The following is a 16,386-nucleotide window of genomic DNA, read 5'->3' as shown; positions in this document are numbered from 1 at the left end:
CGTGGAGACGTTCTGGTTCTGCGTGATCGCCCTGCTGTGGCTGGGCTACCTGTTCCTGGAGGGCTTCGACTTCGGCGTCGGGATGCTGCTGCCGGTGCTCGGGCGCTCGGAGCGCGAGCGGCGGGTGCTGATCAACACCATCGGGCCGGTGTGGGACGGCAACGAGGTGTGGCTGCTGGTCGCGGCCGGCGCGACGTTCGCCGCGTTCCCCGACTGGTACGCCTCGCTGTTCAGCTCGGCCTACCTGCCGCTGCTGCTGCTCCTGCTGGCGCTGATCGGGCGCGGGGTGGCGTTCGAGTACCGGGGCAAGGTCGACTCGGCCCGGTGGCGGCGGGTGTGGGACGCGGTGATCGTGACCGGGTCGTGGGTCGCCGCCCTCGGCGTCGGGCTGGTGCTGTCGGCCACCGTGTTCGGCATGCCGCTGGACGCCCTCGGCGACCGGGACGGCTCGCCGTTCGCGGCGTTCCGGCTGGAGACGCTGCTCGGCGCGGTGGCGGTGGCCGGGTACGCGCTGGTGCACGGCGCGGTGTTCCTGTCCCTGAAGACCGAGGGCGACGTGCGGGAACGGGCGCGCGCGCTGGCGCTGAAGGTCGCGCCGTTCGCCCTGCTGCCGCTGCTGGTGCTGCTGCTGACCGCGCAGCTGCGGTTCGGGTCGACCTGGACGTGGGGCGCTTCGATCGTGGTCGCGGTGGCCGCCCTGGGCGCGTACGGGCGGCTGGCGCTGCGGCGCGAGGGGCAGGCGTTCGCGCTGATGGGGGTCGCGGTGGCGGCGTCGGTGGCGGCGCTGTTCGGCGCGCTGTACCCGAACGTGCTGCCGTCCACCCTGGACCCGGCGTGGTCGCTGACGGTGGCGGGCGCCGCGTCGAGCCCCTACACGTTGACCGTGATGACCTGGGTGGCCGCGTTCGGCACACCCGCGGTGCTCGTCTACCAGGGGTGGACGTACTGGGTGTTCCGCAAGCGGATCGGCGCCCGGCACATCCCCGAGGTGCACGTGCCGTGAACTTCCCCGGAGCCCCTTCCGCCAAGAAGCCGGGGAACGGCCCGCTCGGCGCGCTGCCGGCGCTCTCGCGCTCGGCGCGCCGAGCGCTGGCCTGGTGCGCGGCGCTGGCCGCGCTGACGTCCGCCGCGCTGGTGTGGCAGGCCGTGGCGCTGGCGTCGGCGCTGGTGACCGGCGGGTCGTTGTGGGTGCTGGCGTGCGCGGTGGTGGCGCGGGCGCTGCTGGCGTGGGCGACCGAGACGGTGGCGGCGCGGGCTGCGGCGGGCGCGAAGGAGGAGCTGCGGGCCGCGGTGCTGGACCGCGCGGTGGGGCTGGGGCCGTCGTGGATCGTGGACCGGGGCCCCGCGTCGCTGGCGGTGCTCGCGACCAAGGGGCTGGACGCGCTGGACGCGTACTTCACCCGCTACCTGCCCGCCCTGGTGACGACGGCCGTGGTGCCGTTGGCGGTCGGCGGGTGGATCTTCTTCACCGACCCGACCTCGGCCGTGCTGATCGCCGTGACGCTGCCGCTGATCCCGGTGTTCGCGATCCTGATCGGCCGGTTCACGTCGGCGCGGGTGGCCGCGGCGGCGTCGGCGCTGGAGCGGTTGTCGGGCCGGCTGGCGGAGCTGGTGCGCGCGCTGCCGGTGCTGACGGCGTTCGGGCGGGCGGCGGCGCAGGCGGAGGCGGTGCGGGAGGTCGGCGAGCGGTACCGCCGGGCGACCATGGGGACGCTGCGGGTGGCGTTCCTGTCGGCGCTGGTGCTGGAGGTCGTGGCCTCGCTGTCGGTGGCGCTGATCGCGGTGGGGATCGGGCTGCGGCTGGTGTCGGGGGAGTTCGCCCTGGTCACGGGCCTGGTCGTGCTGATCCTCGCGCCGGAGTGCTACCTGCCGCTGCGGGCGGCCGGCGCGGCGCACCACGCTTCGGAGGACGGTGTCGAAGCGGTCCGCCGCGTCGCCGAGATCCCGGAGCCGGACGCCCGGGAGGTCGGCGACGCGGACGTCGAGGGGATCGAGGTCCGCGACCTCCGCGTCCGGCGTCGGGGGCGGTTCGCGCCCGACGGGGTCGGGTTCCGGGTGCGGCCGGGCGAGGTGCACCGGCTGGACGCGCCCAGCGGCGGCGGCAAGTCCACGATCTTCGGGGTGCTGCTGGGGTTCGTCCCGGCGGACGGCGGGTCGGTGTCGGTCGACCGGTCGGCCGTCGCGTGGGTGCCGCAGCGGCCCGCGTTCGCCGGCCGGACGGTCGCCGACGAGCTGGAGCTGACCACCGGGCGGGTCGACCACGACGTGCTGGCGTCGGTCGCGGCCGGGCACCTGGTGGCGCGGCCGATCGCCGAGCTGTCGACCGGTGAGCGGCAGCGGGTCGCGGTGGCGCGCGCGCTCACCAAGGTCCGGGACGGCGCGAAGGTGCTGCTGCTGGACGAGCCCACCGCCCACCTCGACCCGGCCACCGCGGCGAAGGTGATGGCCGCCGTGCGGCGGGCCGCCGAGGAGGGCGCGGCGGTGCTGCTGGCCACGCACCGGGTGGTCGGCGAGACCGCCGACGAGGTCGCGGTGGGCCACGCGGTCGAGCGGGCGGCCGACCGGCCCGCCAGGCCGCGCTCGCCCCGGCCCACCCGGCGGCTGCTGGCCGGCGCGGCGCTGGGCGTGGCGGCTTCGCTGAGCGGGGTGGCGCTGACCGCCCTGGCCGCCCACCTGATCGCCAGGGCCGCCACCCAGCCGCCGATCCTGACGTTGTCGGTGCTGGTGGTGGGCGTGCGGACGTTCGCGCTGGCCAAGGGCGTGCTGCGGTACCTGGAGCGGCTGGTGTCGCACGACGCCGCGTTCCGGCACGCCGAGGCGTTGCGGGTGCGGCTGTGGCGCGGCCTGCGCCCCGGCCGGGTCGAGCTGACCAGGCTGGTGGACGACGTCGACACCGTCCGCGACCTGGTGCCGCGCGTCCTGCAGCCGCCGCTGGTCGCGTTCGGCGTGTCGGTCGCGGCGGTGGTGCTGTTCGCGGTCATCCAGCCGGTGGCCGGGCTCGCGCTGGCGGTGGCGCTGCTGGTCGGCGGCACGCTGGCGCCGGTGGTCGCGGTGCTGACCGAGCGGCGTGCCACGGCGGTGCTCGCCAGGGGGCGGCGGCAGGTCTCGGAGCAGGTGCTGACGCTGCTCACCGCCGCGCCGGACCTGATCGCGTTCGGCGCGGCCGGCGCGGTGCGGGCCGAGCTGGCCCGCCACGACGCCGAGCTGGCCCGGCTGGCCCGCAGGCAGGCCCTCGGCGCGGGCGCGGCGATCGGCATCGTGCACCTGACGACCGGGCTGGCGGCGGCCGTCTGCACCGGCCTGGCCGGCGGCGTGGACCCGCTGCTCGTGCCGGTCCTCGGCCTGGTGCCGCTGGCGCTGGCCGAGGTGCTGGGCACGCTGCCCGCCGCCGCCCAGCACCGGGCCGCGCTGCGCGAGTCGTACGGCCGGATCGCCGAGCAGTCCGGCGGCGGGGCCGGGTCGACGCGCGTGGAGCGGGGGGCGGTCGGCGGCGCGGTGGGGCTCGAAGGCGTCACGGTCCGGTGGCCGGGCAGCGCCGAACCGGTGCTCGACCGGGTCGCGGTCGACCTGCCCGCCGGGACGAAGGCGGCCGTGGTCGGACCGTCGGGCGCGGGCAAGTCGAGCCTGTTCGCGGTGCTGCTCGGGTTCGTCGAACCCGAGCGCGGGCTGGTCTGGCGGCCCGACCGGGTGGCCTGGTGCCCGCAGGAACCGATGCTGGTCTCGACCACGGTCCGCGAAAACCTCCGGTTGGGCGACCCCCGGGCAGCTGACGAACGGCTGCGGTGGGCGCTGGACGTCGCCGGCGTCCGGCTCGACCTCGACACCGTCATCGGACCGACCCTGCTGTCGGGCGGCGAGGCGCAGCGGGTCGCGCTGGCCCGCGCCCTGCTCCACGACGCCGACCTCGTGCTGCTGGACGAGCCGACCGCCCACCTGGACGAGCCGACCGCGAGCGCGCTGCTGGCCCGCCTGGACGACGTGCTGCGGGACAAGACGGTCATCCACATCACCCACCGGCCGGCCGAGGCCGACCGCGCCGACCTGGTGCTGGACGTCAGCGGGGGGCGGCTGCGGACCAGGGCCTACCGTTGACCACCGTGGACCCCGCCCGCGTGCTCGCCGCGTCGACCGAGATCACCTCGGCCGCCCTGGCGGGCGATGACCCCGACGCCGTGCTGCCGCTCGTGGTGCGCAGCGCCGTCGACCTCGCCGGCGCCGACCTCGGCCTGGCCATGGTCACCGCGACCGACGGCACGCTGACCGTCGAGGCGTCCTCCGGCGACGACGACCCGGTCGGCGTCGTGCTGTCGAGCCGTTCGTCGGCGGCGCGGGCGGCGCGGACCGGCGTGCCGGTGGTCGCCGACGACTTCACCACCGACCCGCGCACCGCGCCGTTCGTGCCCAAGGCGCTGCGCGGCTACGGGCCGTTCGCGGTCGCGCCGTTCGGCACGAAGGAGCGCCGGATCGGGGCGCTGGCCGTGTACCGGCGCAAGGGCGCGCAGCCGTTCAGCCCGGACACCGTCGACGTGCTCACCGCGTTCGCCGCGCAGGCCGGGCTGGCGGTGGTGCTGGCCGAGGGCTCCACCGCGCGCCAGCGGGTGGCGGTCTACCAGGAGCGCGAGCGGATCGCCCGCGACCTGCACGACGTGATCATCCAGCGGCTGTACGCGACGGGCGTGCAGCTGGACCTGCTCGACCGGCGGCTCAAGCTGGAGGGGCGGGAGGCCAAGCGGCTCGCCGACGCGGTCGACCAGCTCGACCAGACGATGGCCGAGGTGCGCGCGACCGTCCGCGCCCTGCGCAGCGCCGACCCCGGCAAGCCCGCCGACGTCGACCTGAGGGGCTCGGTGCTGGCCGAGGCGCGGACGGCGGGCGAGCTGCTGGGGTTCGAGCCGGAGGTGCGGACCGAGGGCGACGTGGCCGACGTGCCCGCCGACCTGGCCGACCACGCGCGGGCGGCGTTGCGGGAGGCGTTGTCCAACGTGGTGCGGCACTCGGGCGCGCGGCACGTCGGCATCGCCCTGCGCCGCACGCCCGACCGGCTGGACCTGGAGGTCGCCGACGACGGCTGCGGCATCCCGCGCGGCGTCGCCAAGCGCGGGCTGCGGCACCTGGAGGAACGCGCGCTGGCCGCCGGCGGCGGGTGCGAGATCACCTCGTCGCCGCGCACCGGCACGACGATCACCTGGCACGTCCCGCTGCCGCGCTGACCGCGACCGCGCCCGGCCGGCCGGGTCAGCGGGACCGGCGGGCGACCCACGCGGCGGCCTGGGTGCGGCGTTCCATGCCGAGCTTCGACAGCACCGCCGTGACGTAGTTCTTCACCGTCTTCTCCGCCAGGAACAGCCGTTCGGCGATCTGCCGGTTCGTCAGCCCCTCGCCGATCAGGTCCAGCACCCGCCGCTCCTGCTCGGTCAGCGCGTCCAGCACGTCCACCTCGACCGGCCGGCGCATCCGGTCCAGGACGCGGGCCGTGGTCTGCGGGTCCAGCAGCGACCGGCCGGCCGCCACCTCGCGCACCGCGACCACCAGGTCCTGGCCGCGCACCTGCTTGAGCAGGTACCCGGACGCGCCCGCCATGATCGCGCCGACCAGCGCCTCCTCGTCGTCGAACGCGGTCAGCACCAGGCACCGCGGCCCGTCCGGCAGCGCGCGCAGCCGGCGGCACAGCTCGACCCCGCCCCCGTCGGGCAGCCGCACGTCCACCACGGCCACGTCGGGCCGCGCCGCACCCGCCCGGACCAGGGCCTCGCCCACCCCGCCCGCCTCGGCGACCACCGAGATGTCGTCCTCGTCCTCCAGCAGTTCGCGCAGCCCCCTGCGCACCACCTCGTGGTCGTCTACGAGCAACACTCGCACCGGCACGAACCAACCATAGGTCGAATGCCGGTACCCACCGCGCCCGGCCGCCAAGACAGTGCAGGAATGCTCCTTCGCGCGATCGAGGAAGCCGACCGGATCGTGGTCGGCAGGCTGGTGCTGGAGCTGTGGGGCGCGCACACCGCGGTCGCCCACGGCCACGTGTTCTTCCCGGCGAGCCTGCCCGGCTTCCTGGTGGAACAGCAGGACCAGGTCGTCGGCCTGCTCACCTACGCGACCGGCGACGGCCTCCTGGAGATCGTCACCATGGACGCGCTGCGCCGGGGCAGGGGCGTCGGCAGCTCCCTGGTCGACGCCGCCGTCCGGCGCGCCCGCGGCCTCGGCTGCTCACGCGTCCGGATCACCACCACCAACGACAACCTGGACACCCTGCGCTTCTGCCAGCGCCGCGGCTTCCGGCTCACCGCGCTGCGCCCGGACGCGGTGCGCGAGGCGCGCCGGCTCAAGCCGGAGATCCCCAACATCGGCGAGTACGGCATCCCCATCACCGACGAGCTCGACCTGGAGCGCTGGGTCGCGCCGCGCTAGTTGTCCACAGGTCCCAAGCGGGTTGTCCACAAGTTGTGCACAACTCAGCGGCTGGGCAGCGGGCTGAACACCTCGTCCCACGCCGCCGCGACCTGGCGGGCGCAGGTGGCGGGCGCGACACCGCCGACACCGGTGCCGAGACCGGGCATGGCGATCGTGCGGATCACGTCGCGCAGCGGCCTGCCGTCGTCCAGCCGGCCCGCCAGCCACAGCCGCAGCACGGCGCGCGCGGCCAGGTACGGGTGCACGGTGTCCCCGGGCAGCAGCTCGCCGGGCCGCCGCATGGTCGGCGCGCTGATCAGCCACTCGGGCTCGACCTCGCCGGTCGGCACGACCAGCGCCTCGCCGACCGGCACCTCGCCGCCGTGCAGCCCGAGCACCGCGCTGCGCACGTTGTTCTCCACCAGCGGGAACGCCCTGGCGTAGACCGCGTCGATGCCGCCGCGCATCCAGCCGGACGAGTTGGCCGGGCTCACCACGGCCTCGGCGACGATGTCGAGCACCGAGCCCCGGTGCACCTCGACCCCGTCCCGGCCGTCGGCCACCGCGAGCCAGGCGCGGGCCAGCGGTTCGTCGACGGCGCACAGCACCAGGCGGGGAACTGCTACCGGAGCGTTGATCTCACCCTCCGTATCGGCGGCGGACACAGCTCCAGCATTCCAGGCGAACCCGTTGCCGCGGAACGGGGGAAGGCGCTTGCCGGCCGGGTGATCCTCGCCTCAACACCGCCGCCGACCGCGCTGCTCGTATCGTTGCGCCCGTGCTCGCCTACTTCGGACCGCAGGGAACCTTCACCGAGCAGGCCGCACGCGGCTTCGCCTCTCCGCAGCAGGAGCTGGTGCCGTTCGACACGGTGCCCGCCGCGCTCGCGGCCACCCGCGGGGGTGAGACCCGGGCGGCGTGCGTGCCGGTGGAGAACTCGGTCGAGGGCGCGGTGCCCGCGACGATGGACGCGCTGACCGAGGGCGCGCCGCTGGTGGCGGTGGCCGAGGCGGTGCTGCCGGTGCGGTTCAGCGTGCTGGTCCGGCCCGGCGGCGAGCCGGTGCGCACGGTCGCCAGCCACCCGCACGCGCTCGCGCAGGTGCGCAACTGGCTCGGCGAGCACCTGCCGGGCGTCACGGTGGTCGCCACGACGTCCACCGCCGCCGCCGCCCGCTCCGTGCTGAACGGCGAGTTCGACGCCGCCGTGAGCGCGCCGGTGGCGGTGCGGCACTACCCGCTGGAGGTGCTGGCCACCGACGTCGCCGACGTGCGGGACGCCAAGACCCGGTTCCTGCTGGTCCGCCCGCCCGGGGCGCTGCCCGAGCCGACCGGCCACGACCGCACGTCGCTGGTCTGCACGGTGTCCGACCGGGTCGGCGCGCTGTCCGAGCTGCTGACCGAGCTGGCGCTGCGCGGCATCAACCTGACCCGCATCGAGTCGCGGCCGACCAAGGACAGGCTGGGCGAGTACCGCTTCTACATCGACTTCGACGGCCACGTGACCGAGCCGCGGGTCGGCGACGCGCTGGCCGCGCTGCACCGGCACTGCCCGAACACCCGGTTCCTCGGCTCGTACCCGAAGGCCGAGCCGGGCGGCCCGGTGGCGGGCAACGAGGCGTTCGTGGTGGCGAACGACTGGGTGGAGACGATCCGGAGGGGGCAGGGCGCGTGAGGTTGATCCTGGTCAGGCACGGGGAGACGGCGTCGAACCTGAAGATGGCGCTGGACTCGCTGCCACCGGGGCCGCCGCTGACCGAGGCGGGCGTGGCGCAGGCCGCCGCGCTGGCCGAGGCGCTGGCCGACGAGCCGGTGACGGCCGTGTACGCCAGCACGGCGGTGCGCGCGCAGCAGACCGCCGCGCCCGTGGCGGCGGCGCACGGCCTGGACGTCCGGGTCGTGGAGGGCGTGCAGGAGATCTTCTGCGGCGATCTCGAAGGGCGGCACGACCGCGAGGCGTTCGAGATCTTCATCGCCACCGTGAAGCAGTGGGCCGAGGGCGACCTGGACGTCCCGCTGCCCGGCGGCGAGAGCGGCCGCCAGGTCCTCGACCGCTACCTGGCCGCGGTGGCGGAGGTGACCGCCGGGCACGTCGACGGCGACACGGTCGTGCTGGTCAGCCACGGCGCCTCGCTGCGGCTGGCGGCCCTGGCCCTGGCCCGCAACGTCGGCCCGGCCCTGGCCGAGGCGGGCCTGCTGCCCAACACCGGCCGCGTGGTGCTGCACCGCACCGCCGACGGCTGGCGCTGCACGTCGTGGACGGGCGTGGACGTGGTCGAGGGCTGACCGGCTGACCGGCCGCTCGGCGTTCGCGTTCGGCGGAGATCACCCGGGCGCGGATCGGCGCACAATGGGTGGTGTGGAGATGACGCGCCGTGAGTTCGAGGAGCACGTTGCCGACGCCCTCGACCTCATCCCGCCGGAGCTGACGCAGGCCATGAGCAACGTCGTGGTGCTGGTGGAGGACGAGCCGCCACCGGGCAGCCCGGAGCTCCTGGGGCTCTACCAGGGGGTCTCCCTGACCCGCCGCACCACCGACTACGCGGGCGGCCTGCCCGACCACATCTTCATCTACCGGGGGCCGCTGCTGCGGTACTGCCGCAGCACCGACGAGCTGGTCGAGCAGATCGCCGTCACCGTCGTCCACGAGGTCGGGCACCACTTCGGCATCTCCGACCACCGGCTGCACGAGCTCGGCTGGGGCTGACCCGTCACCTCGTCGTGGTGGTCGGCGTGGTCGTGGCGGTCGTCGTCTCGCCCGACTTCGGCGGGGTCGACTCCGACGAGGCCGGCGTGGAGGAGGCGCTGCTCGACTGCGAGTGCAGCGGCGCGCCGGTCGGCTCGTCCTGCTGCACGGCGGTCGTCTGCGGCGGGTTCGACGTGGTCAGCGGCGGCGCGTCGGGGTTGCGCACGCTGCCCTCCCACGCGATCAGCACGTTGTCCACCGGCAGCGCGCCGACCTTGCAGTTCGCCAGCCGGGAGCCCGCGGCCCAGCTCTCCGCCACCCTGGTGTCCCACGTCACGATGAGCCCGCGGGCCTTCAGGTCGGCGCCGCCGGTGTACTCGGCGGTGATCCGGTCGCACTCGGTGGCCAGCAGGTCGTCCTGCGCCTCCACCGCCGGGAACTCGCCCGGCGGCATCGGCACCACGCCGGTGATCTCGAACGTGTGCGGCTTCGCGCACTCCACCGGGTCGGCCACCGACCCCGTCTCCGTGATGCCCAGGCACACGCCCGGGTCGTAGACGTCGGACTGGTCCTGGGTGCGCGCGGTGCCGTAGGACGGCAGCAGCCCGCCCGCGGGCCCGGCCACCTGGAGGCCGCAGCGCAGCGTGCGCTGCCCCTCGCCCCACAGCCGCTCGCCCGGGTTGAGGGGGCCGACGGTGTACTTGCCGAACGGGTCGAACTTGCCGCCGAGGTAGTCCAGCGACACCGCCGAGCACTGCTCCTGGCTGATCTCCTGCCACTGCGCGTCGTCCGGGAACGGCGCCTGCGGGCCGTGCGCGGATGAGATGTCCGCCACCCCGGTCACCTCGAACAGGTGCTGCGCGGCGCAGTCGACCTTCGTGACGTCGGTCAGGTCGCGCTTGGTCCAGTTCAGGCAGTCGCCCGCCTGCGCGGCCATGACGGGGTTAACTGGAGTGGTGCCGGCACTGCCGAGCCCGCCCGCGCCCACCGGCCACGACGTGAACGTGCTCAGCGTGAGCAGCAAGAACGCGCCCGCGAACGCGCCGAGCATGACCATGTGGTCACCACGACGGAACCAGCCTGTGGTCGCGGACATCTGCTCAATGATGCCTGTGCACGCCGAGGAACCGTTCGGCTGGGTGGCGTGTGTTGCTTTTGGGACACTCGTCACCCATTCGGCGGCCGATCTCTGTACCGTCCCCGCCGGGAGTGGCTGATGACTGAGAACGACAACACCGGTAACGCCTCGACGCCGGGTCAGAGCGGACCGAACGGACCGGCAGGGCCGGGACCGCGCGGTGGTGGCGCGTCGCCGCCGCCGTACGCGCCCCCGGCTGCTCAGGAACCGCAGGGGCCGACGTCCGGCGGGCGCGGCCAGATCCGCAGCCAGGAGCCGGGGCGGACCAAGCCCCGGCCGCCGACGCTGGCCGAGCAGCGCGCGCGGGCCGCGGCGATCGAGGAGCAGCGCGAGCAGCAGCTCGCCGTCGAGGCCGAGGCCGCACGCCGCAAGAAGCTGCGCAAGCGGCTGCTCATCGGCGGTGGCGTGGGCGTCGGCGTGGCCGGCGTGGTGGCCATCTGGTACGCCGCGTCCAGCCCCGACGACGTCGAGGCGCAGTGCACCCGTGACGACGTGGTCGTCGAGGACCAGTACTGCGACGAGAACTACGCGCGCACGCACGGCGGGTACGTCAGCGGCGGGTTCATCTACATCGGGGGCAGCTCCTACCGCTACCACTACGGCGGCTCCAGCACGCCGGTCGGTTCCAAGGTCAGCGGTGGCAGCTACACCCTGCCCAAGGGCGCGAACGTCACCACGAAGTCCGGCACCGTGGTCCAGCGCGGCGGGTTCGGCGTGTCCGGCGGCAGCAAGAGCGGGGGCAGCTGAGTGCGTCGGGAGACCTCCGCGCCCAGGCCGAACTGGCAGCGCACCGTCTCCGAGCAGGGGCTGGTGTTCGGCGCCCCGGCCCGGGCCGCGGACGGCAGCCCCCGCCCCTACTGGGACGAGTCGGCGCACTACGTGTTCGACATGAGCGACGTGCTGTCCCTGGAGGCGGACGTCGAGCTGCTGCACAACATGTGCCTGGAAGCCGTCGACAACGTGGTGCTCACCGAGCGCTACCGGGACTTCGGCATCAACGAGTGGCTGTGGCCCGCCATCGCCGAGTCGTGGAAGCGCCGCGACCCGCACGTGTACGGGCGGTTCGACCTGCGCTACGACGGCAGCGGGCCCGCCAAGCTGCTGGAGTACAACGCCGACACGCCCACGTCGCTGCTGGAGGCGTCGGTCGTCCAGTGGAACTGGAAGACCGACGTGTTCCCCGACGACGACCAGTGGAACTCGATCCACGAGAAGCTGGTCGAGCGCTGGGCCGAGATCGGCGGCCGGCTGCCGTCCAACGAGCTGCACTTCACGTGGTCGGGCGCGGACCCCTCCGGCGAGGACCACGTCACCGTGGCCTACCTGCAGGAGACCGCGGCCGAGGCGGGGATGGACACCGTCGGCCTGGCCATCGAGGAGATCGGCTGGGACTCGCTGCTCAAGCGGTTCGTCGACCTCGAGGACGCGCCGATGGGCACGGTCGTGAAGCTCTACCCGTGGGAGTGGGTGGTGGACGAGCAGTTCGGCCGCTACGCGGTCGAGAGCCTGCCCGGCACCCTGTGGGTCGAGCCGCTGTGGAAGATGCTGCTGTCCAACAAGGCGCTGCTGGCCGTGCTGTGGGAGATGTACCCCGGCCACCCGAACCTGCTGCCCGCGTTCCTGGACGACCCCGGCCTGCTCACCGAGTACGTGCGCAAGCCGCGGCTGGGCCGGGAGGGCCAGAACATCCAGATCGTCGCCCCCGGCTACGAGACCCAGACCGGCGGGGTCTACGGCAAGGAGGGCTTCGTCTACCAGCTGTTCGACCCGCTGCCCGAGTTCGACGGCTACCGGCCGGCGCTCGGCGCGTGGGTCGTCGGCGACGCCTCGGCGGGCCTCGGCATCCGCGAGACCGTCGGCCTGGTCACCGACGACGGCGCGGCGTTCGTCCCGCACAGGATCGTCGAGTGACCTCCCCGAACCCCGGAAGCGCACCACACCCGTCGTCACCGGCTCCTTCACCGGCGGCACAACCGATCAACAGGCACACCATGGAGGGTCAGTGATCACCCCACTCGCGTTGGACGCCGGTTTCGGCAGCGCCATCGGCCAAGGCGTCGGCGCCATCGCGCTCTACGCGATCGTCGGCCTCGTGCTGATGGTCGTCGGCTTCTACGCCATCGACTGGACCACCCCCGGCAAGCTGAGCGCGCTCGTCCGCGGCGGCGCGCCGAACGCGGTCATCGTGACCGCGGCGGGCCTGGTCAGCATGGCGCTGATCATCGTCGTGGCGATCTACAGCTCGGGGGGCAAGCTGGCCGAGGGCCTGCTGTCGGCCCTGATCTTCGGCTTCGTCGGGATCATCGTCCAGGTGCTCGCGGTCCGGCTGCTGGAGTGGGTGACCAGGCTCGACATCGGCTCGCTGATCGAGTCCGACCGGTTCGCCCCGGCCAGCGTCGTGGTGGCGGCGGCGCACTTCGCGCTCGGCCTCGTGGTCGCCGTCGCGATCTCGTAGTCCCGGTGGCGGAGGGGGTGCGCGCCGACCGGCACGCACCCCCTCTGCGCTGCTCAGGCCACCGGCAGGCGCTTCTGCCAGGCCATCGGCCCGACCCTGATCCGGGTGCGCACCGACCCGTCCCACTCCACCGGCAGCCCGGTCGCGGTGAGCGCGGTGACGACGTCGCGCGCCACGGCCACGTCGGCCGCCGCCGCGTCGGCCGCCTCCCCGAACGAGCCGAAGGCGAGGTACACCCCGCCGCCGTCCACCGCGCCCTCGGTGTCCTGCCGGTGGAAGAACACGTACCCCCGCGCCGCGCCCTCGACCTCGTCCCCGATCTCGGCGTGCCCGCAGGTCTGGCAGCAGGTGAAGTCGGCCCGCGCCACGATCCCGTCGTCACCGAGCGCGTCGAACACGGCCAGCAACCGGTCCACGTCGGTGCTCGCCGGCCACCCGTCCTGCTCCGCGACCCGCTCCCGCCACACCCTCTCCACCACCGCTCGCGCCGCCTCGGGCGTGACCCGGCCCTCGTCCTCGAAGTAGTCGGTCACGGCCTCCACGGCGTCGTCCAACGCCGTGAACCCACCGTGCACCACGCCGCGCGCGTGCTCCTCGACCTCCTCCAGGACGTCGGGGAGCAGGTCGGGACCAGTGTTCGCTCGTTCAACCACGGGCGCATCCTGCCGGCGGGGTCCGACAAAGCCGGCTACCGGAACGGCGTGGGGTACCACGGGGGTGGGGTGTGCCAGTCAGGGCCGGTCGGGAGCTGCCCACCGGCGGTCATGAACTCGTGCGCTGCCCGACGCACCACACCCGCCGGAATCTCCGAATCCGGCGGGTACTCGGTGTCCGAGGACATGAAGTAGTACAAGATCCGCTCGGCCTCGACCCACTCCGGACCAGGCGTGGCCTTGCTGAACCACATCCCGTCGGACGAGGAGTAGATCAAGGTCCCCTGGTCCGCGTCGCCGTGCAGACCGACGCTCAGCGAGTACCGGTGCGTGAGCCCGTCCGCCGGATCGGCCGGCCTGAGCTCGACCAGGGCGCGGTGCCCCCACTCGGCCACCCGGTCCAGCACGGTGTCCAACTCGGCCGCCGTGGTGATCACCTCCGGTCCTTCGCCCTCGGGGTCGTACGCCGCGATCAACGCCACCACGGTTCTGCTCCTCCGGTGTATCGCTTCTGAAAACGGGTGCCGTTGGGGGACTGCCCGTGGATCGTGAGCGTGGACCCCTCCGGCAGCAGGATCGGTATGAGGGTGTCGCAGCTGTCGGGAAAGTTGCGGCACGGCGTGTTGTTGATGACCACCTCGGCGTGCGTGATCCCACTGGCAGCCATGTGCGCGGCCACTTTCATCTCCACGTCGCCGGATCGCCGGGTGCCCGTGGGCAGTCCCATGCGCGCGAGTCGGCTCTGCACCAGTGCCGAACGCGGGTCGAACCCGCTCATGACCGGCTCGGTCGTGCCGTCCGCCGAGTTGATCCACCGACCTGCGGTCTTCTGCCCGCTCCCGATGACGACAGGCGGAGGCAGGGTACGACGTATGGCTTCCACCTGCTCGCGCGGTAGCGCGACCGGCTCGGTTCGGCGGACCGAGGGCCGCTGCGGCTGTGTCGGGGGTCGTTGTGGGACTGGCCGAGCAGCCGGAGCGGTCGGGGCGCGCCCTCGACCGCCAGGCGGTCCGCGTAGCGCTCAGCGGCTTTGACGGCCTCGTTGAGCAACGGCCACAGGTAGCCCTTGCACCCGTCCGCCACCTGGTTGAACGCGGACAGGACTTGTGCCGCGTCGGTTTCCAGGTGATGTGCGCCTTCCAGTGCTCCGGCGGCGCGGACCCGGACGGCCACGTCGGCTGTCGACGCCACTCCGCCCTCCCAGTGCCGGCGAGCTACCGGAAACTGACAGTAATGGAATGAAAGCGAAGAGTCTCAGAGTCGGCCTCCCCATGACCTGTGCGGTCGACCGCAGTGCGGTTCCCGGCTGTGCCGGGGGTCCGCAGAAGGCGTTCGAAAGGGTTTCCCGTCGGGTACTACGCTGCCCGTGTGATTGACCTCAAGGCAGTGCGCGAGAACCCGGAAGCCGTCCGTGCGTCGCAACGCGCGCGTGGCGAGGACGAGACCGTGGTCGACGCGCTGCTGTCCGCCGACGAGCGCCGGCGGGCGGCCATCGCCCGGGCCGACGCGCTGCGCGGCGAGCAGAAGGCGTTCGGCAAGCAGGTCGGCCGGGCCAGGGGTGAGGAGCGCGACGCGCTGCTGGCCAAGGGCAAGGAGCTGGCCGCCGAGGTCAAGGCCGCCGAGGCCGAGCAGTCCGCCACCGAGGCCGAGCTGGCCGAGCTGCACCGGGCCGTGCCGAACGTGGTCCACCCCGACGCGCCCGAGGGCGGCGAGGACGACTACGTCGTGCTCAAGCACGTCGGCGAGAAGCGGGAGTTCGACTTCGAGCCCGCGGACCACCTGGACCTGGGCCTCAAGCTCGGCGCGATCGACATGGAGCGCGGCGCGAAGGTGTCCGGCTCACGCTTCTACTTCCTGACCGGCGTGGGCGCGCAGCTGGAGCTGGCGCTGCTGAACATGGCGGTCGCCCAGGCCACGGCGGCCGGGTTCAAGCTGATGATCACGCCGACGCTGGTCCGGCCGGAGATCATGGCGGGCACCGGGTTCCTCGGCGCGCACGCGAGCGAGATCTACCGGCTCGAAGCCGACGACCTGTACCTGGTCGGCACGTCGGAGGTGCCGCTCGCGGGCTACCACGCCGACGAGATCCTGGACGGCCCGAAGCGGTACGCGGGCTGGTCGTCGTGCTACCGGCGCGAGGCCGGCTCGTACGGCAAGGACACCCGCGGCATCATCCGGGTGCACCAGTTCAACAAGGTCGAGATGTTCTCCTACGTCAAGCCGGAGGACGCCGAGGCCGAGCACGCCGCGCTGCTGGCGTACGAGGAGGAGATGCTGGCCAGGATCGAGGTCCCGTACCGGGTCATCGACACGGCCGCCGGCGACCTCGGCACGTCGGCCGCGCGCAAGTTCGACTGCGAGGCGTGGATCCCGACCCAGCAGGCGTACCGGGAGCTGACCTCGACGTCGAACTGCACCACGTTCCAGGCGCGCCGGCTGAACGTCCGCTACCGCGACGAGAACGGCAAGCCGCAGATCGCCGCCACGCTCAACGGCACGCTGGCCACCACCCGCTGGATCGTCGCCATCCTGGAGAACCACCAGCAGGCGGACGGCTCGGTCGTGGTGCCGCAGGCGCTGCGGCCGTTCCTGGGCATGGACGTCATCGAGCCCAGCTAGGAGCAGCGGCCGGGAGCGGCGTTCAGAGGCGGTAGAAGTTCCGGTAGTGGTCGCCGGTGTACCAGGTCTCCCCGGTCTCGTGGTGGACCACGATCCGGTGCGCGTCCCGGCCCTGCCCGCAGGGCCGGGCGTAGACGTCGAACTCGCGGTAGGCGCCGTGCTCCTCCTCCGGCAACTGCTCTTCCCGGTTGCCGAAGGTCCCGCCGCCGGTGAAGCACCGGTCACCCGGCAGGTGGTTGGTGACGCGGCGCGCGGGCAGCCCCTCGCCCTCCCAGTACTCGAACGCCCCCCGGGCGTCCGCGCAGGCGGGCACGGCGCAGAAGTCGTACACGGCCGCGGACGCCGGGGTGGCGCCGGCGCCGGTCATCAGGGCGAAGGTCAAGGCCAGCGCGGACAGCACGCGCCGACGTGAACGAGCGAGCATGGGACGCCTCCGGGCGAGGACGGG

18 protein-coding genes are annotated in these 16,386 nt (G+C 73.7%); 11 read left to right on the top strand and 7 right to left on the bottom strand.

Annotated features, from left to right (window positions below; translation table 11 throughout):
* Nucleotide 1 precedes the first annotated feature (1 nt).
* Genes cydB through AB0F89_RS06755 form a run of 3 tightly spaced genes read left to right on the top strand, consistent with a single transcriptional unit; the run spans nucleotide 2 to nucleotide 5,210 of the window.
* Nucleotides 2-1,003, top strand: a complete 1,002-nt coding sequence (cydB, locus tag AB0F89_RS06765) for a cytochrome d ubiquinol oxidase subunit II (RefSeq protein WP_367133657.1) — start codon at nucleotides 2-4, stop codon at nucleotides 1,001-1,003.
* Nucleotides 1,000-4,092 carry a thiol reductant ABC exporter subunit CydD gene (gene cydD, locus AB0F89_RS06760; RefSeq protein ID WP_367133655.1) on the top strand — a complete coding sequence of 1,031 codons (3,093 nt, stop codon included), beginning with the start codon at nucleotides 1,000-1,002 and terminating at the stop codon, nucleotides 4,090-4,092. The genes cydB and cydD overlap by 4 nt, the downstream gene beginning before the upstream one ends.
* A gap of 5 nt (nucleotides 4,093-4,097) precedes the next feature.
* Nucleotides 4,098-5,210, top strand: coding sequence for a GAF domain-containing sensor histidine kinase (locus tag AB0F89_RS06755; RefSeq protein WP_367133653.1), 1,113 nt, complete (start codon nucleotides 4,098-4,100; stop codon nucleotides 5,208-5,210).
* 25 nt (nucleotides 5,211-5,235) lie between these two features.
* Here AB0F89_RS06755 and AB0F89_RS06750 read toward each other — a convergent pair whose 3' ends face one another.
* On the bottom strand, nucleotides 5,236-5,865 hold the full coding sequence (locus AB0F89_RS06750; RefSeq protein ID WP_367133652.1) for a response regulator: 630 nt from the start codon (nucleotides 5,863-5,865) through the stop codon (nucleotides 5,236-5,238).
* Between the two features lie 60 nt (nucleotides 5,866-5,925).
* Between AB0F89_RS06750 and AB0F89_RS06745 the strand changes: the two genes are divergently transcribed.
* Nucleotides 5,926-6,408: a GNAT family N-acetyltransferase gene (locus tag AB0F89_RS06745; RefSeq protein ID WP_367133650.1), complete on the top strand. Its 483-nt coding sequence runs from the start codon at nucleotides 5,926-5,928 to the stop codon at nucleotides 6,406-6,408.
* A gap of 44 nt (nucleotides 6,409-6,452) precedes the next feature.
* Here the strand turns inward: AB0F89_RS06745 and AB0F89_RS06740 are convergent, their stop codons facing one another.
* The gene (locus tag AB0F89_RS06740; protein ID WP_367133648.1) at nucleotides 6,453-7,055 is read right to left on the bottom strand and encodes a macro domain-containing protein; all 603 of its coding nucleotides are present in this window, start codon (nucleotides 7,053-7,055) and stop codon (nucleotides 6,453-6,455) included.
* Between the two features lie 113 nt (nucleotides 7,056-7,168).
* On the opposite strand from AB0F89_RS06740, the gene pheA reads away from it, so the two are divergent.
* The 3 genes from pheA to AB0F89_RS06725 all read left to right on the top strand — a co-directional run bounded on the left by pheA (nucleotide 7,169) and on the right by AB0F89_RS06725 (nucleotide 9,094).
* Nucleotides 7,169-8,062: a prephenate dehydratase gene (gene pheA / locus AB0F89_RS06735; protein WP_367133646.1), complete on the top strand. Its 894-nt coding sequence runs from the start codon at nucleotides 7,169-7,171 to the stop codon at nucleotides 8,060-8,062.
* The gene (locus AB0F89_RS06730) at nucleotides 8,059-8,673 is read left to right on the top strand and encodes a histidine phosphatase family protein (protein ID WP_367133644.1); all 615 of its coding nucleotides are present in this window, start codon (nucleotides 8,059-8,061) and stop codon (nucleotides 8,671-8,673) included. Before pheA ends, AB0F89_RS06730 begins: the two co-directional genes overlap by 4 nt.
* Before the next feature lie 79 nt (nucleotides 8,674-8,752).
* A complete protein-coding gene (locus AB0F89_RS06725) occupies nucleotides 8,753-9,094 on the top strand; it encodes a metallopeptidase family protein (protein WP_367133642.1) in 342 nt (113 codons plus the stop codon).
* Nucleotides 9,095-9,098: 4 nt separating this feature from the next.
* Here the strand turns inward: AB0F89_RS06725 and AB0F89_RS06720 are convergent, their stop codons facing one another.
* Nucleotides 9,099-10,169, bottom strand: a complete 1,071-nt coding sequence (locus tag AB0F89_RS06720; RefSeq protein WP_367133640.1) for a septum formation family protein — start codon at nucleotides 10,167-10,169, stop codon at nucleotides 9,099-9,101.
* A 120-nt stretch (nucleotides 10,170-10,289) separates the two neighbouring features.
* Between AB0F89_RS06720 and AB0F89_RS06715 the strand changes: the two genes are divergently transcribed.
* From AB0F89_RS06715 to AB0F89_RS06705, 3 genes are all read left to right on the top strand, one after another.
* Nucleotides 10,290-10,958, top strand: a complete 669-nt coding sequence (locus AB0F89_RS06715) for a hypothetical protein (RefSeq protein ID WP_367133638.1) — start codon at nucleotides 10,290-10,292, stop codon at nucleotides 10,956-10,958.
* Nucleotides 10,959-12,122 (top strand): glutathionylspermidine synthase family protein, encoded by a 1,164-nt coding sequence (locus AB0F89_RS06710; RefSeq protein WP_367133637.1) that lies wholly within the window; start codon nucleotides 10,959-10,961, stop codon nucleotides 12,120-12,122.
* 91 nt (nucleotides 12,123-12,213) lie between these two features.
* Nucleotides 12,214-12,666 (top strand): DUF350 domain-containing protein, encoded by a 453-nt coding sequence (locus AB0F89_RS06705; protein WP_367133635.1) that lies wholly within the window; start codon nucleotides 12,214-12,216, stop codon nucleotides 12,664-12,666.
* A gap of 53 nt (nucleotides 12,667-12,719) precedes the next feature.
* On the opposite strand, the gene AB0F89_RS06700 is transcribed toward AB0F89_RS06705, so the two are convergent.
* From AB0F89_RS06700 to AB0F89_RS06690, 3 genes are read right to left on the bottom strand one after another with little or no spacing between them, the layout of a single operon-like run.
* Nucleotides 12,720-13,319, bottom strand: coding sequence for a hypothetical protein (locus AB0F89_RS06700; RefSeq protein ID WP_367133633.1), 600 nt, complete (start codon nucleotides 13,317-13,319; stop codon nucleotides 12,720-12,722).
* A gap of 35 nt (nucleotides 13,320-13,354) precedes the next feature.
* On the bottom strand, nucleotides 13,355-13,804 hold the full coding sequence (locus tag AB0F89_RS06695) for an Imm1 family immunity protein (protein ID WP_367133631.1): 450 nt from the start codon (nucleotides 13,802-13,804) through the stop codon (nucleotides 13,355-13,357).
* The gene (locus tag AB0F89_RS06690; protein WP_367133629.1) at nucleotides 13,792-14,202 is read right to left on the bottom strand and encodes a DddA-like double-stranded DNA deaminase toxin; all 411 of its coding nucleotides are present in this window, start codon (nucleotides 14,200-14,202) and stop codon (nucleotides 13,792-13,794) included. Before AB0F89_RS06690 ends, AB0F89_RS06695 begins: the two co-directional genes overlap by 13 nt.
* A 485-nt stretch (nucleotides 14,203-14,687) precedes the next feature.
* On the opposite strand from AB0F89_RS06690, the gene serS reads away from it, so the two are divergent.
* The gene (gene serS / locus AB0F89_RS06685) at nucleotides 14,688-15,938 is read left to right on the top strand and encodes a serine--tRNA ligase (RefSeq protein WP_367133627.1); all 1,251 of its coding nucleotides are present in this window, start codon (nucleotides 14,688-14,690) and stop codon (nucleotides 15,936-15,938) included.
* A 22-nt stretch (nucleotides 15,939-15,960) separates the two neighbouring features.
* Here serS and AB0F89_RS06680 read toward each other — a convergent pair whose 3' ends face one another.
* Nucleotides 15,961-16,362: a ribonuclease domain-containing protein gene (locus tag AB0F89_RS06680; protein WP_367133625.1), complete on the bottom strand. Its 402-nt coding sequence runs from the start codon at nucleotides 16,360-16,362 to the stop codon at nucleotides 15,961-15,963.
* Nucleotides 16,363-16,386 lie beyond the last annotated feature (24 nt).

It is taken from the genome of Saccharothrix sp. HUAS TT1, assembly GCF_040744945.1.
Classification (GTDB): domain Bacteria; phylum Actinomycetota; class Actinomycetes; order Mycobacteriales; family Pseudonocardiaceae; genus Actinosynnema.
The sequence above is the reverse complement of the archived record's forward strand: the minus strand, read 5'-3'. Positions and strand labels throughout refer to the sequence as shown.

What these genes read in the sequence shown, in the direction of transcription:
- AB0F89_RS06725 (WP_367133642.1), top strand. Translation starts at nt 8,753, where the DNA reads ATGACGCGCCGTGAGTTCGAGGAGCACGTTGCCGACGCCCTCGACCTC.
- AB0F89_RS06715 (WP_367133638.1), top strand. Translation starts at nt 10,290, where the DNA reads ATGACTGAGAACGACAACACCGGTAACGCCTCGACGCCGGGTCAGAGC.
- AB0F89_RS06680 (WP_367133625.1), bottom strand. Translation starts at nt 16,362, where the DNA reads ATGCTCGCTCGTTCACGTCGGCGCGTGCTGTCCGCGCTGGCCTTGACC.
- AB0F89_RS06745 (WP_367133650.1), top strand. Translation starts at nt 5,926, where the DNA reads ATGCTCCTTCGCGCGATCGAGGAAGCCGACCGGATCGTGGTCGGCAGG.
- AB0F89_RS06720 (WP_367133640.1), bottom strand. Translation starts at nt 10,169, where the DNA reads ATGTCCGCGACCACAGGCTGGTTCCGTCGTGGTGACCACATGGTCATG.